This is a genomic window from Streptomyces sp. NPDC002640 (assembly GCF_053592575.1).
The window spans coordinates 146764-161173 of sequence record NZ_JBSFVZ010000018.1 but is presented as its reverse complement, the minus strand read 5'-3'; the positions used below and the strand labels follow the sequence as shown (position 1 = coordinate 161173).

Sequence of the window (14410 nt, the reverse complement as noted above, 5' to 3'; positions counted from 1 at the left end):
TCAGCGGGAGGGCAGGCCGCGCTGTTCGAGGACCTCCCGGAGCCGCTCGCGGCCACCCAGGCTCGCGGGGCCGGCGAGCCGGGCCAGGACGCGCGCGGTCCACGCGCCGGTGAGCCCGTGGGCACGGTTGTAGGCGGCCAGGCGCTCGTCGTACGCCGGGAGCGCGGCGTCGGCCCCGCCCGCGTCGTAGGTCTCGCGGTGCAGGACCGCGGTCTGGGGGAGGCGGGGCTTGACACCGGCGTCCTCCGCGGGGTCGGGGTGCCCGACCGCCAGCCCGAACACCGCCACGCTGTGCGGTGGCAGGTTCAGTTCCCCGGCGAACTCCTCGGGGTGGTCGCGGACCGCGCCGACGAAGACCGAGCCCAGGCCGAGCGACTCCAGCGCCACGACCGCGTTCTGGGCCGCCAGCGCGGCGTCGATGACGCCGAGCAGCGTGGACTCCAGGTAGACCGTGGCGTCGAGCGGCGAGCCGTTGCGTTCGGCCAGGCGGTGACCGCGGTCCAGGTCCGCCACCCACACCAGGAACAACGGCGCCTCCGCGACGAACCGCTGCCCAGCCGCCAGGTCCGCGAGCCGCCGCCGGCGCCCCGGATCGGTCACCGCGACGACGCTCCACGCCTGCAGGTTCGAGGAGGTCGACGCCGACGACGCCGCGGCCACCACGGCCCGCAGCTCGTCCTCGGTGACGGGGGTGGGCAGGAAGGAACGCACCGAGCGGTGACGCAGCTGCTGCTCGATGACCGGCGAAGTCGCCGCGAGGACGAAGTCCGGGTCGCCGTAGCGGGCGCCCGCCCGGTTGAGGGTCGTGGGATCGGTGAGGGTCATGAGGGACGCCTTCTGCGAAAGAGGGAGGGCCGGGGGAGGGGGAGTGCGGGTCGGAGTGTGACATGGGCAGGGCAGGGCAGGGTTGCGGTGCAGGGGCCCGGCGCCGACGGCGTGACGCCACCGCCGCGGCTGCGGGGGGTCACGGTCGCACGGTCACCGGGGCGCCCTCCGACGCGCGGAGCCTCGGCAGCAGTTCGTCGCCGATCCGGGCGATCTCCCGCTTGTAGGGCGTGTCCGACAGGACGAAGTGCGAGATGCCGAGCTCGCGGTAGCGCCGCAGCGCCCCGGCGACGTCGTCGGCGGAACCGACCAGCCAGGTGGTCCCGGCCCCGCCGCCGCCCACCGTGCCGGGCGTGGTGTAGAGGCAGGTGTCCAACACCTCGCCGCGGGCGGCCAGTTCGAGCAGCCGCCGCTGGCCCACCGCGGTGCTCCGGTTGCCGACAGCGGCCCAGCCGGGGCCTGCCACGCTCCCGGCCTGCTCGGCCATCGCGGCCACCTTGGCCTCCGCGTCGCGCCACGCCTCCTCGGTGGTGTCCCGGACCAGTGTGGTGATGCGCAGGCCGAACTCCAGCGGCTTGTGCCTGCGTTCGACCGCGGTCTCCAGCCGCCTCAGCCGCTCGATGCGTTCGGCCAGGCCCTCCAGCGGCTCCCCCCAGAACAGCTGCACGTCCGCCTCGGCGGCGGCCACCCGCTCGGCGGGCTCGGAGGCGCCGCCGAAGTAGAGGGTCGGATGCCGGTCGGGGTACCCGGCGGGGTGCGGCAGGACGGAGGAGTCCTCCACGGCGAAGTGCTCGCCCCGGTAGGTGACGTTCTCCTCCGTCCACAGGCGCCGGACCAGGTGGAGGAACTCGCGGGTGCGCTCGTAGCGGTTGGCCGGGTCGGTGGTGTGGTCGCCGTAGGCCGCGAGGTGGTCGAGCCCGCTCACGACGTTGACCAGCACCCGGCCGCCGCTCAGGTGGTCGAGCGTGGCGGCGCTGCTCGCGAAGTGCGCGGGCTGCCAGTAGCCGGGCCGCACCGCGATCAGCGGCTTGAACGTCGTGGTCCGGGCGGCCAGCGCGGCGCCCAGCGTGAAGGTGTCGGGGCGGCCCCAGCCGGTGCCCAGCAGGGCGCCCTCCCAGCCGTGGTCCTCCACGGTGCGGGCCAGATCGGTGGAGTGGGCGAGCGTGCCCCAGCCCTGCTCCCCGCCCGCGTCGTCGCCGCGGTGGCCCGGTTCGATCTGGTTGGGTATGTACCACAGGTAACTCATGTCGGTGTCCTGTTCCGTCAGGGATCCGCGCACGCCGGAAGGGGCGTGTCGGGACGCACGGCGGCAGCGGGCGCCGCAGCGTCAACAGCTGGTCTGGCGCGGGGAGTTCAACCGTGAGGACGCGGCGGCGAGGCGCACGCGCCGGGAGGCCGGGAGCCGGCGGAGGGGAAGAGCCGTCAGCGGGCGTGACAGGCGCTGGTGGCGATCAGCATGTGATCGACCACCCGGCGACTGGTCAGCGGGGTCCGCGGCATGGGCGAGAGACTGGCATCCGCCGAGAAGGGCGGTCAAGAGCCGCCCCGACCTGTTCGCGGACCCGTCACGCCACCGCAACACGCCCGCCGCGGCGCGCGGGGGACGGAGCCGGACGGCCGGGCCCGGGAACGGGCCGGACGGCCGGGCCCGCACCCGTCCTCCCCCCCCCCACTGCCCCGGTCGCCCCCGGTTGCCGCCGTCACGGCCGCCGGGTGAAGCACGTCACCGTTCGCCCGCGTTGGCCCGCACCGGCCCGGCCGGTAGGTTCCAGCGATCAAAGGGAAGGACGCTGTACGACTTCCTCGAACGCAGATACCCCTCGCACCATCCTCTGACGAGAGATACAGGTCATGTCTGCCCAAGAACCCACACCCAACCCCCCGCAGCGCATCGGCGTGGTGGCCGAGTCCGTGCCCGGCGAGACGCGGGTCGCGGCGACGCCCGCCACGGTGCGGCAGTTGCTGAAGCTCGGTTACCAGGTCGTGGTCGAACCGGGAGCCGGTGAGCCGTCCGGCTTCACCGACCAGGCGTACGCCGACGCGGGCGCCGGGACCGGTACGGCCTGGGACGCCGACGTCGTGCTGAAGGTGAACGCCCCCTCCGAGGCGGAGATCGCCCACCTGAGACCGGGCGCGACCCTGGCGTGCCTGCTCGCCCCCGCGCAGAAGCCCGAACTGCTGCGGGCGCTGTCCGACGCCGGGGTGACGGCCATCGCCCTCGACGCGGTGCCACGCATCTCCCGCGCCCAGTCCATGGACGTGCTCTCCTCCATGGCGAACATCGCGGGCTACCGCGCGGTCGTGGAGGCCGCGCACGTCTTCGGACGGTTCTTCACCGGCCAGGTCACCGCGGCGGGCAAGGTGCCGCCGGCCAAGGTGCTGGTGGCCGGCGCAGGCGTCGCCGGACTCGCCGCGATCGGCGCGGCCTCCAGCCTCGGCGCGATCGTGCGGGCCACCGACCCCCGTCCGGAGGTCGCCGACCAGGTGAAGTCCCTGGGCGGCGAGTACCTGCCGGTGCACGTGGAGCAGGAGGCGAGCACCGACGGCTACGCCAAGGCGACCTCCGCCGACTACGACCGCGCCGCCGCCGAGCTCTACCACCAGCAGGCCGCCGACGTGGACATCGTGATCACCACCGCGCTGATTCCGGGCCGGCCCGCGCCGCGCCTGCTGACGGCCGAGGACGTGGCCGTGATGAAGCCGGGCAGCGTCGTCGTCGACATGGCGGCCGCCCAGGGCGGCAACGTCGAGGGCACCGTGCCGGGGCGCACGGTCGTCACCGAGAACGGCGTCACCCTCATCGGCTACACCGACCTCGCCTCCCGGCTGCCGGCCCAGGCCTCGCAGATGTTCGGCACCAACCTGCTCAACCTGGTCAAGCTGCTCACCCCGGGCAAGGACGGCCGGCTGGCCGTCGACTTCGACGACGTCGTGCAGCGGGCCGTCACCGTGGTGCGCGACGGCGACGTCACCTGGCCGCCCCCGCCGGTCGCGGTGTCGGCCGCGCCCGCCGCACCGGCCGCCCAGCCGGCCGCCGAGTCCGCCGGGGCCGCGCCGAGGAAGAGCGGGACCACGCCCGCGGTCCGCTTCGGCCTGATCGGGCTCGGCCTGCTGGCGATGTTCCTGCTGGTGGCCTTCGCTCCGGCCCAACTGGCCCAGAACTTCACGGTGTTCACCCTCGCCGTGGTGATCGGTTACTACGTCATCGGCAAGGTCCACCACGCGCTGCACACACCGCTCATGTCGGTGACCAACGCCATCTCCGGGATCATCGTGCTCGGCGCCCTGCTCCAGATCGGGCACGACAGCCGGATCGTCACCGTCCTGTCCTTCACGGCCATCCTGCTGACGAGCGTCAACATCTTCGGTGGTTTCGCCGTCACCCGCCGCATGCTGTCCATGTTTTCGAAAGGCTGAGCCGAGATGACTTCCCTGACGGCATCCCACGCGGCGGACCTGGTCGCCGCCCTGTTGTTCATCCTCAGCCTCGCCGGGCTGTCCCAGCACCGCACGTCCCGGGCGGGCGTCGTGTACGGCATCGCCGGCATGGGTCTCGCGCTGGCCGCCACCGTCGTGGTGGCGGCCGATTCCGGCACGGCGGGCACGGTCGGGCTGATCCTGCTCGCGACGGCGCTCGGCGCGGTGATCGGTCTCTGGCAGGCACGCCGCGTCGAGATGACGCAGATGCCCGAACTGATCGCCGTGCTGCACAGCTTCGTGGGCCTGGCCGCCGTGTTCGTCGGCTGGAACAGCTACCTGGAGGCGGAGTCCGACGACCAGGCGCGGCAGGCCCTGGCGGACGCCGGGCTGCTCGGCATCCACCACGCCGAGGTGTTCATCGGCATCTTCATCGGCGCGGTCACCTTCACCGGCTCGATCGTCGCGTACCTGAAGCTGTCCGCCCGGATCAAGTCCCGTCCGCTGACGCTGCCGGGCAAGAACGTGCTGAACCTCGGCGCGCTCGGGGCCTTCGTGGTGCTGACGGTCTGGTTCGTCCTCGCCCCGAGCCTGCCGCTGATGATCGCGGTCACCGTGCTGGCCATGGCGCTCGGCTGGCACCTCGTGGCCTCCATCGGCGGCGGCGACATGCCCGTGGTGGTCTCCATGCTGAACAGCTACTCGGGCTGGGCGGCGGCCGCGGCGGGCTTCCTCCTCGACAACGACCTGCTCATCGTCACCGGCGCGCTGGTCGGCTCCTCCGGCGCCTACCTGTCCTTCATCATGTGCAAGGCGATGAACCGGTCCTTCCTCTCCGTGATCGCGGGCGGCTTCGGCATCGAGGCGCCGTCCGGAGGCCCGGAGGAGCAGGGCGAGCACCGCGAGGTGCGGGCGGCGGAGGTGGCCGAGGCGCTGGCCGGCGCGCGGTCGGTGATCATCACCCCCGGCTACGGCATGGCCGTCGCCCAGGCCCAGCACCCGGTCGCCGACCTCACGCGACGGCTGCGTGAGCGCGGGGTCGAGGTCCGCTTCGGCGTCCACCCCGTCGCGGGCCGCCTGCCCGGGCACATGAACGTGCTGCTGGCGGAGGCGAAGGTGCCGTACGACGTCGTCCTCGAGATGGACGAGATCAACGACGACTTCGCCGCCACGTCGGTGGTGCTGGTGATCGGCGCGAACGACACCGTCAACCCGGCGGCGGAGGAGGACCCGGCCAGCCCCATCGCCGGCATGCCGGTGCTGCGGGTCTGGGAGGCGGAACAGGTGATCGTCTTCAAGCGGTCCATGGCCTCCGGCTACGCGGGCGTGCAGAACCCGCTGTTCTTCCGCGAGAACACGGGCATGCTCTTCGGCGACGCCAAGCAGAGCGTCGAGGAGATCCTGCGCGCGCTCGACGCCGGCGGCGCGGGCGGGTCCGCCGACGGCCGCGCGGCGGGCACCGACGGCGGCCTCGCAGTCGCCCGCTGACCCCGGCCGCCGCCAGGGGCGGGCCGCCCGGGCGGCTCTGGGCCGGGGCCCGGCCGGCCGGGGTGGTGGGGCGTCGGTCCGGGGGCGGGGCCCTGCGGGGGCGGCGCGGCGCCCTGTGGCCCGGGGGCGGGCCTCGGCGGTTCCGGGCGGGCTCGGGCGTCGCGGTCCGGCCCCTGGCGGTCCGGGGGCGGGGCCGGGCTGTCCGGGGTGGTGGGACCCGGTCCAGGGCGGTGCACCGCTGGGCGGGAGCGATGTCCCGCAGCCTGGGGCGGGGCTCGGCGGTCTCCGAGTGGCTTCGGGGCGGTGCGGGTCCCCTTCGGCGGGCCGGTCCGGGTTGTCCGGGGTGGTGGGGTGCCGGTGCAGGGCGGTGCCTCGCGGGGGCGGGCTTCGGTGGTGTCCGGGCGGGCTTGGGTGGTCCGGGGCCGGGCTGTCCGGAGTGCGGTGCCGGTTCCGGTGCGGTGTCTCGCGGGGGCAGGGTTTGGGTGGTCCGGGCCCTCGGTGGTCCGGGCAGGCTCGGGCGGTCAGGGCGGTCAGGGCGGTCAGGGCGGTCAGGGCGGTCAGGGCGGTCAGGGCGGTCCGGGCGGTCCGGGGTCGGCCCGGGCCCGGCGGCCGGGGCGGTCGCGTGGCCGGGGCGGGAAGGGGCCGTGTCGTGCCGGGCGGCGGGTGTGAGGGGCCGCCTTCCGTGGGTGGGGCCGGAACCGGCGGCCGCGCCCAGGAGGGTGCCGTGTGGCCGGGGTGGGGTTCTGCGGGGTGGGGAGGGGCCGTGCCGTGCGGGTCGCGGCAGTCGTGAGGGGGCCGCCTTCCGGGGGTGGGGGGTGAGGGGGCCCGCGTGGCGTCGCTCGGTCGGGCGTCGTGCGGGCGAGCATGTGCGGGGCCAGCACCCCCGTCCCGTACCGAGGCGATGCGATGCCCGACCGCGCCGACGGCTCCCACCGTGAGGGCGTCGCGCCCGGCGAGAGGCCGCGACGCCGCCCGCCGGAGCGCTGGCTCTTCGGCGGCACCTACGGACTGGTGCTGGCCAGCGCCATGATCTCCGCGCTGGACGCGACGGGGGAGACGGCCGACCCCGGTTCGGACGCGCTCTGGCTGCTGCTCACCGCGCTGGCGTCGGCCGTCGCCCACGGGTACGCGCACGTCATCGCCCACCGGGCGACCGGCCACGCGGGAGCGGGCACCACCCGGCGCAGGGCGGTGCTCGCCGAGTGGCCGCTGGTCGCCGGCGTGCTGCCCACGACGGCGCTGCTCCTCGCCGCCCTCGCCGGGTGGTGGAGCGAGGACGCGGCGGTGGACGTGGCCCTGCTGTTCAACACCGTCGCCCTGTTCTGCGTGGGCGCCTGGGCCGCCCGCGCCGCCGGCCGCGGCCGGCTGTCCGCCCTCCGGGCGGGAGGAATGGACATGATGATCGGCTTCCTGATCATCGCGGCGAACGCGTTGATCCATTAGGAGGACCGCCCCCGGACGGCGCGTATGGTGGGAGGAGTGGCCCTCGGCGGGACCGGTCACCACCGCCCGCCGGCCCCGGGGCCCTCTTCGTACAGCGGTGGCGACACGGGCCGCCGCCGTCACCGCCACCCGACCGGGACAGGAGCAGCGCTGTGGACCGGACCCCGGCCGCCTCCTCCCCGGACGGCTTCGAGCAGCAGACGCTCTTCGACTGGTCCGCCGCGCCGGCCGCCCCGCCCCAGGGCGGGTTCCGGGACAGCCCCCGGGCGCGCAGGATGCTGGACGTGCGCCACGTGTACGCCGAACCCGCCGCGCTCGACTCCCCGCGCGGCCGGCAGATCCTGGCGCGGCTGCCCGACGTCCCCGTCACCGAGGTGCCCGGCCACTGGCGCATCCCCTCGCTCCACGGCGACGACGCCAACGTCGCCCGCTGGGCCCGCGTCAAGACCGAGACGCTCGTGCTGGGCGTCAAGCAGACCCTGACCACCCGCCCCAACGGCCGGTCCGCCGACTGGATCGCACCGGGCGCCTCCAACGGCTGCGCCATGGCCTGCGCCTACTGCTACGTGCCCCGCCGCAAGGGCTACGCCAACCCGATCACCCTGTTCACCAACATCGAGGCCATCGTCGCCCACGTACGGCGCCACGTCCTGGCGCAGGGCCCCAAGCGGGAGCCCAACCAGTGCGACCCCGAGGCGTGGGTGTACGACATCGGTGAGAACGGCGACTGCTCCGTCGACGCCCTTGTGAGTGACAACACCGCCGACCTCGTCGCCGCCTTCCGCCGGCTGCCCACCGCGAAGGCATCCTTCGCGACCAAGTTCGTCAACCCCGACCTGCTCGCCCTGGACCCCCGGGGCCGCACCCGGGTGCGCTTCTCGCTCATGCCGGAGCCGGACTCCCGCGTCCTGGACATCCGCACCAGCCCCGTGCCGGACCGCGTCGCCGCCGCCGCCGACTTCCTCGACGCCGGGTACGAGGTCCACTTCAACCTCTCCCCGGTGGTGCTGCGCCCGGGCTGGCAGCAGGACTGGGCCGACCTCCTCGACCACCTGGACGACGTCCTTCCCGCCCGGGTGAAGCAGCAGGCGGCCGCCGAGATCATCATGCTCACCCACAACCAGCAGCTCCACGAGGTCAACCTCGGCTGGCACCCCCGCGCCGAGGACCTGCTGTGGCAGCCCGCCGCGCAGGAGACCAAGCGCTCCGAGAACGGCGCCGTCAACGTCCGCTACGCCCGCGAGGTGAAGCGCGACGCCCTGGCGCGCCTGCGGGAGCTGATCGCGGTCCACGCCCCGTGGCTGCGCGTCAGGTACGCGTTCTGACCCGCGCACCCCGCGCGGCGTGCGACATTGCCTGGTGCAGGATGGGTTGATCCGTTCACGACGAGGGGGGCCGTGGTGCCGGGAAGACACGGGTGGTTGCTCGCGGGTGCGCTGGTGGCGGTCTGCGTGCCGCTGATCGGCCCGGCCGCGCCCGCCGGCGACCTCGTCGCCCGGCCCCTGCCCGCCGAAGCGGCCCCGGGCGTCGTCCCGAACCGGGTGATGACCTGGAACCTCTGCAACCCCTGCGGCGCCCGGAACGCCGACCGGGCGAGGGAGATCGCCACGTACGCCCCGCAGGTCGTCGGGGTGCAGGAGGCGTGCGTGGGCGACGTGGAGAGGATCCGCCACTACCTGCGGGCCCATTACGGGCTCGACTACCACGTCGCGTACGGGCCGGTCCTCGGCAGCCGGGGGCGTTGCGGGGGAACACCGTGGGCCCCGGGGGGCTACGGGCAGGCCGTCCTGTCGGCGGCGCCGGTCACGGACCGGGTGTCCGCCGAGTACCCCGGCGGCGGGTCGGAGGACCGTGGATATCTGGCGGTCACGACACGGGTGGGTGACCGGTCCGTGCGGGTCTTCGTCACGCACCTCGCCCAACGGCGCCAGGAGTCGGTCCGCGCGCGGCAGGCCGACGTCCTCGCCGGCGCGATCGGCGAGCACGACCGCGCCGTCGTGCTCGGTGACTTCAACGCCGTCCCCGCCGCCCCCGAGCTGGCCCCGCTGTGGTCCGTGGCCGGCGGCGCGGACGCCCGCTGCCGTCCGTCGTCGCCGGGCGCGGACTGCCCGACGACGACGGACTGGCTCAGCAGGTTCGACTACGTGTTCCTGCGGGGCCTCACGGCGCACGGGGAGCGGGTGCGGCCCACGCCCCACTCGGACCACGACCTGCTGTACGCGGACCTGGACGGGTGAGGCGCGACGGTGCCCGGCCGGGCGGCCGGGCACCGGGGACACCGGTCAGCAGTACAGGTTGCCGCCGGGGTCGACGCCGAGGATCTGGGCGAAGCGCTGGTAGGTGCTCACCCGGCTCTGCACCTGCGCGGGGTTCTTGCCGTCGCACTCCAGCGAGCCGTTGATGGAGCGGATGGTGTGGCCGAAGCCGGCGTTGTTCACCATGGCGTTGTGCGCGGTCATGGTGCCGGGACCGGACTGGGTGTTCCAGTACCAGAGGCCGGTCTTCCAGGCCACGGCCGCGTCCCGCTCGACCAGCCAGGGGTTGTTCAGCAGGTCGATGCCGAGCGCGGCGCCGGCCGCCCGGTAGTTGAAGTTCCAGCTGAGCTGGATGGGGCCGCGGCCGTAGTAGGCGGCCTGGCCCGCGGGACAGCCGTACGGCTGGCTCCAGTCGCAGTAGTGGGGGTAGTTGGCGGTGTTCTGCTCGACCACGTGCACCAGTCCGCCGGTCTCGTGGCTCACGTTGGCCAGGAACGCGGCGGCCTCGCGCTTCTTGGTGGCCTCGTCACCGGTGGTGGCGAAGCCGGGGAAGGCGCTGAGCGCGGAGGTCAGGCCGCCGTACGTGTAGAAGCCGTTCCGGCTCGGGAACATCTGGTTGAACTGCGCCTCGGTGACCACGAACGAGCCCACCGGCGTGCCGGGCCCGCTGTCGCAGGCGTACGGCTCCCAGTACCAGGTGCTGATGACCGGGTCGTAGCCCGGGTTGGCGTGCTCGGCGCGGTAGGCCTTTCCATCGGTGTAGCGGACGATGTCACCGGCCGCGTAGGACCGGCCGGCGACCCAGTTCGGGTAGCTCGAGCAGGCGGCCGCGGCGGCCTCACCCGCCGGCATGAGCACCGGTGTGACAGCGGAGAGGGCGAGAACGGCGACGACGGCGGACAGGCGGCGTCTCGACACGAGATCAACTCCCTTGCGGGCGGGGCCGTGACCCGCCGGAACGGACCGGGCGGCGTGCGCCGGGGCGCGCGGCCGGGCCGGCCGTGTCGTGGGGGACGGCCGTGGTGGGGGAGCCACACTCAACCGCATTGGTCTGTACCAGTCAAGACCGGCAGTCGGTCAACTGGGCACTGAAGCATGGGAGTTGCCGCTGTCGCGGCCCGGGGTGGCGTCCGCCACCGCGGGTCACGGTCGCCGTCCCACGGCTCGACGGGATCCGGTCGTCGCCGTCCCCCCCCGCTCGACCAGGCGCGGGGCCGCCTCGCCCAGGGTGGTGGAGTCGTCCCCCGGACGGCCCTGCCGGGACCGCCCCGCCGCTTGATCGTCCGCGTGCGGGGTAGCGCAAGGACATGGCCACCGACGACACCACCGCCGCCGCGAGCGGCTATGTGCAGCCCGAGGTCGACGTCAGGGCACTGACCGAGGTGCTCGACGGCGAGTACGCCGAGATCCGTGACCTCGTCCGAACCAACCTGGTGACGTACGCCTCCGTCCTCGAGGAGGCCGAGGAACTCGGCGTCGACGCCTTCCGCGAGCGGGTGCGCGAGCTCGTGGTGGAGATGGCGGCGACCGGGCAGACCGGCATGGGCTTCCCGAGCCGCTACGGCGGCGGCGGAGACATCGGGGCGTCGATCGCCGCGTTCGAGACGCTCGCCTTCGGCGACCTGTCGGTGCTGGTGAAGGTCGGCGTGCAGTTCGGGCTCTTCGGCGGGGCGATCCTCCACCTCGGCACCGAGCGCCACCACGCGGCCTACCTCCCGGACCTGATCACCGGGAAGCTGATGGGCTGCTTCGCGATGACCGAGACCGGGCACGGCTCCAACGTCCAGGCGATCGGCACCGTCGCGCGGTACGACCCCGACGCCCAGGAGTTCGTGATCACCACCGAGGGCGACCAGGCACGCAAGGACTACATCGGCAACGCGGCCCGGCACGCCGAGCTGGCGATCGTCTTCGCCCAGCTCGAGGTGGGCGGGAAGTCCGAGGGCGTGCACGCGCTCGTCGTGCCGGTCAGGCGCGACGGCGAGGTGGTGCCGGGCGTCCACATCGAGGACGACGGCCGCAAGATGGGCCTCAACGGCGTCGACAACGGCCGCATCCGGTTCGACGGCGTCCGGGTCCCGCGTGAGGCGCTGCTCAACCGGTTCGCCGACGTCACGCCCGACGGCGTCTACCGCAGCCCCATCGAGAACCCGAACCGGCGGTTCTTCACCATGCTCGGCACCCTGGTCCAGGGCCGGGTCAGCGTCGGCGGGGCCGGGATCAACGTCGCCAAGGTGGCCCTCACGATCGCCACCAGGTACGCGGTGCGGCGCCGCCAGTTCGAGGCGGCCTCGGACCAGGAGGAGCAGCTGCTCCTCGACTACGGGCTGCACCAGCGGCGGCTGCTGCCGCTGATCGCGAGGACCTACGCGCTGCACTTCGCGCAGGACGCGGTGCGCGACCAGCTCCACCAGGTGTTCTCCTCCGCCGAGGACGACCCGCAGGCACGGCGCAAGCTGGAGGCGCGGGCCGCCGGCACCAAGGCGCTCGGCACCTGGCACGCCACCCGGGTGGTCCAAGAGTGCCGGGAGGCCTGCGGCGGCGCCGGATACCTCGCGGTCAACCGGTTCGCCGCCCTCAAGGCCGACAGCGACATCTTCACCACCTTCGAGGGCGACAACCACGTCCTGCTCCAGCTCGTGGCCAAGGGACTGCTCACCCACTACGCGAGCGAGTTCGAGGACCTGGACCAGCTCGGCATGGTCCGCCACGTCACCAACCTCGCCGTCGAGACCGTCATCGAGAAGGCCTCGGTCCACAAGCTGCTCGAGCGCGTGCGCGACCTGCTGCCCGGGGGAGACGACTGGGACCAGGAGGCGGGTCTGCTCGACTCCGAGTACCAGCTCGCCATGCTCCGCTACCGCGAGGAGCACATGCTCGCCGGGCTGGCCCGCCGGCTCAAGCGCGGAATCGACCGCAAGCGCAACCCGGGGGTCGTCTTCTCACGGGTGCAGGACCACGTCATCGCCCTCGCCCACGCGCACGTCGAGCGGCTGGTCCTCGAGGCGTTCGTCGACGCGGTGCGGGCGCAGCCGGACGGCGGCAACAAGGTGGCGCTGGGCCTGCTCTGCGACCTGTTCGCCCTCTCGACCATCGAGGCCGACCGGGCCTGGTTCATGGAGCACGGCCGGCTGACCGTCCAGCGGTCCAAGGCCATCAGCCGCGAGGTCGGCTCGCTCTGCCGCAAGATCCGGCCCCTCGCCGTCGACCTGGTCGACGCGTGGGGCGTGCCGCCCGAGATGCTGCGCTCGCCCGACCTGGTCGGCTGAACGGCAGCCCGGGGCGCCCCGGGAGCGGCCGGGGAACGGCCCGTGAGCCGGGCCGGCCCCGGGCCGCACGGCCAATCCGTTGGCGCCGCGGACCGGGGCCGGGGCAAGGTGGCGGGCGTGAACGCGCTGACGGGCGGACTCGCCGCCAACCCCTCCCTGCCGAGCCGGCTCGTGGACCGGCTGATCGCGACGGCGGACGAGGAGCTCGCCCGGGAGCTCGCGTACCGCTCCGACCTCACCGAGCGGCAGGCCGCCGCCCTGGTGGCCCGCTTCCCCGGGACGGGCGTGCCCCTGGCGCGGGCCGGACGGCTGACCCCCGGGCAGGTCGATCCCGCCGAGCTCCCGGACACCGCGCTGGCCCTCCTCGACGAGGGTGCGGGGCCGCCCGAGTGGGCCCGGCTGTTCGCCCGCGACGCGGACACCGACCGCCGGACGCGGCTGGCCGCCTGCCCCGGGCTCCCGCCGGACGTGACGGCCGCCCTGGCCGACGACCCCGAGGTCGAGGTCGTCGCGGAACTCGCCCTGTTCGCGCCGGCCGAGGCGGCGGCCCGGCTCGCCGGGCACCCGCACGCCGAGGTGCGCTCCGCCGTCGCGGCCAACGAGAACACACCGCCCGAGGTCCTGGTGGCGCTGCTCACCGGCGAAGGGCTCGAACCGGCTCGGCACTGCCTGGTCTGCGACACGGCACCGGTGCCCTTCGTCCACGATCCCGGCTGCCCGAACCCCGACTGCGGCCTCCCGCCGGGCGCCGCCTGCGACGGCGGCCACGCCTCGACGCTGCTGGCGACGCGGGAGCGGGCCCTGCGGAACCCGGCCGTGCCCGGGGAGGTGGTGGTGCGCTTCGCCGGAGACCCGGTGCTCTGGATACGCGAACTCGTCGCCGCACACCCCCGGCTCCCGGCGGACGCCGGCACGCCGCTCGCCGCGGACCCGTCGCCCGCCGTGCGCGGCGCCCTCGCCCGGAACCCGGTGATCGGCGAGAGCCTCATGCGCGCCCTCTCCGCCGACGCCGATCCCGCAGTCCGCAGGGAGCTCGCGCACAATCCGCGACTGCCGCTCGACCTGCTCGCGGAGCTGACCGGCCGTTTCCGGTCCGGCGGCGGGCCGCTGCCCCGCGTCGCCTCCGCGTCCCCGGCGGAGGTCGCGCGACTCGCCGCGTCCCCGCACGCCCGGCTCCGCGCCCTGGTGGCGGCCCGTGGCGACCTCCCCGCCGCGACACGGGACGCACTGGCCGCCGACCCCGACGCCCAGGTCGCCAAGAACGTCGCCCCCCACCCGGGCCTCGACGAGGCGCTGCTGCGCGGCATGCTGGAACGGCACGGGGAACGCGTCGCGGCCAGGGTGGCGGCCAACCCCGGGGCGACCCCGCCGCTCCTGGCGGAGCTGACCCGGCACCTCCCCGGTGCCCGGAAGGCGCTCCGGGTCGTCGCCCGGCATCCCGCGGCCCCCGCCGGAGCCCTCGAAGCCTGCCTCGACGACCGGCAGGCCCGCCCCCTGGTCGCCCGCCACCCGCGGCTGCCCGTACCGCGGATCCTCGCGCTCCTCGACGACGGTGACGAGCGGGTGGTGGAGGCCGCGGCGGCCAATCCCTCGCTTCCGGTGGAGGAGATGGAACGGCTCGTGCCCTGAGCACGCGGCGACGGAGACCGCAACTCAAGTGAGACACAACGCGGTTGCGCGGCTGCCGTAGGTGTGGTGCGGCGGCGCCGGGTA

The 14410-nt window shown here is 74.4% G+C and carries 10 protein-coding genes; 7 read left to right on the top strand and 3 right to left on the bottom strand.

All coding sequences use genetic code 11. The annotated features are described in order from the left end of the window. A complete protein-coding gene (locus ACWD3O_RS23250) occupies nucleotides 1-825 on the bottom strand; it encodes an NADPH-dependent oxidoreductase (RefSeq protein ID WP_451417206.1) in 825 nt (274 codons plus the stop codon). Nucleotides 826-964: 139 nt separating this feature from the next. After that, the gene (locus ACWD3O_RS23245; protein ID WP_451417205.1) at nucleotides 965-2071 is read right to left on the bottom strand and encodes an LLM class flavin-dependent oxidoreductase; all 1107 of its coding nucleotides are present in this window, start codon (nucleotides 2069-2071) and stop codon (nucleotides 965-967) included. A 605-nt stretch (nucleotides 2072-2676) separates the two neighbouring features. Between ACWD3O_RS23245 and ACWD3O_RS23240 the strand changes: the two genes are divergently transcribed. From ACWD3O_RS23240 to ACWD3O_RS23220, 5 genes are all read left to right on the top strand, one after another. Next, nucleotides 2677-4242: a Re/Si-specific NAD(P)(+) transhydrogenase subunit alpha gene (locus tag ACWD3O_RS23240; protein ID WP_451411590.1), complete on the top strand. Its 1566-nt coding sequence runs from the start codon at nucleotides 2677-2679 to the stop codon at nucleotides 4240-4242. Nucleotides 4243-4248: 6 nt separating this feature from the next. Then, nucleotides 4249-5730 (top strand): Re/Si-specific NAD(P)(+) transhydrogenase subunit beta, encoded by a 1482-nt coding sequence (pntB, locus tag ACWD3O_RS23235; protein ID WP_451417204.1) that lies wholly within the window; start codon nucleotides 4249-4251, stop codon nucleotides 5728-5730. Between the two features lie 906 nt (nucleotides 5731-6636). Continuing rightward, entirely contained in the window at nucleotides 6637-7173 is a 537-nt protein-coding gene (locus ACWD3O_RS23230; protein WP_451417203.1) for a hypothetical protein, read from the top strand. A gap of 152 nt (nucleotides 7174-7325) precedes the next feature. Then, the gene (locus ACWD3O_RS23225) at nucleotides 7326-8498 is read left to right on the top strand and encodes a spore photoproduct lyase family protein (RefSeq protein ID WP_451417202.1); all 1173 of its coding nucleotides are present in this window, start codon (nucleotides 7326-7328) and stop codon (nucleotides 8496-8498) included. 75 nt (nucleotides 8499-8573) lie between these two features. Beyond that, nucleotides 8574-9410 carry an endonuclease/exonuclease/phosphatase family protein gene (locus ACWD3O_RS23220; RefSeq protein WP_451417201.1) on the top strand — a complete coding sequence of 279 codons (837 nt, stop codon included), beginning with the start codon at nucleotides 8574-8576 and terminating at the stop codon, nucleotides 9408-9410. A 45-nt stretch (nucleotides 9411-9455) separates the two neighbouring features. Here ACWD3O_RS23220 and ACWD3O_RS23215 read toward each other — a convergent pair whose 3' ends face one another. Further along, nucleotides 9456-10346 carry a glycoside hydrolase family 19 protein gene (locus tag ACWD3O_RS23215; RefSeq protein WP_451417200.1) on the bottom strand — a complete coding sequence of 297 codons (891 nt, stop codon included), beginning with the start codon at nucleotides 10344-10346 and terminating at the stop codon, nucleotides 9456-9458. A gap of 389 nt (nucleotides 10347-10735) precedes the next feature. On the opposite strand from ACWD3O_RS23215, the gene ACWD3O_RS23210 reads away from it, so the two are divergent. Both ACWD3O_RS23210 and ACWD3O_RS23205 read left to right on the top strand, forming a co-directional pair. Further along, a complete protein-coding gene (locus ACWD3O_RS23210; RefSeq protein WP_451417199.1) occupies nucleotides 10736-12697 on the top strand; it encodes an acyl-CoA dehydrogenase family protein in 1962 nt (653 codons plus the stop codon). Nucleotides 12698-12814: 117 nt separating this feature from the next. Beyond that, nucleotides 12815-14326 carry a hypothetical protein gene (locus tag ACWD3O_RS23205; protein WP_451417198.1) on the top strand — a complete coding sequence of 504 codons (1512 nt, stop codon included), beginning with the start codon at nucleotides 12815-12817 and terminating at the stop codon, nucleotides 14324-14326. Nucleotides 14327-14410: the final 84 nt, after the last annotated feature.

What these genes read in the sequence shown, in the direction of transcription:
- ACWD3O_RS23250 (WP_451417206.1), bottom strand. Translation starts at nt 825, where the DNA reads ATGACCCTCACCGATCCCACGACCCTCAACCGGGCGGGCGCCCGCTAC.
- ACWD3O_RS23245 (WP_451417205.1), bottom strand. Translation starts at nt 2,071, where the DNA reads ATGAGTTACCTGTGGTACATACCCAACCAGATCGAACCGGGCCACCGC.
- ACWD3O_RS23240 (WP_451411590.1), top strand. Translation starts at nt 2,677, where the DNA reads ATGTCTGCCCAAGAACCCACACCCAACCCCCCGCAGCGCATCGGCGTG.
- pntB (WP_451417204.1), top strand. Translation starts at nt 4,249, where the DNA reads ATGACTTCCCTGACGGCATCCCACGCGGCGGACCTGGTCGCCGCCCTG.
- ACWD3O_RS23230 (WP_451417203.1), top strand. Translation starts at nt 6,637, where the DNA reads ATGCCCGACCGCGCCGACGGCTCCCACCGTGAGGGCGTCGCGCCCGGC.
- ACWD3O_RS23210 (WP_451417199.1), top strand. Translation starts at nt 10,736, where the DNA reads ATGGCCACCGACGACACCACCGCCGCCGCGAGCGGCTATGTGCAGCCC.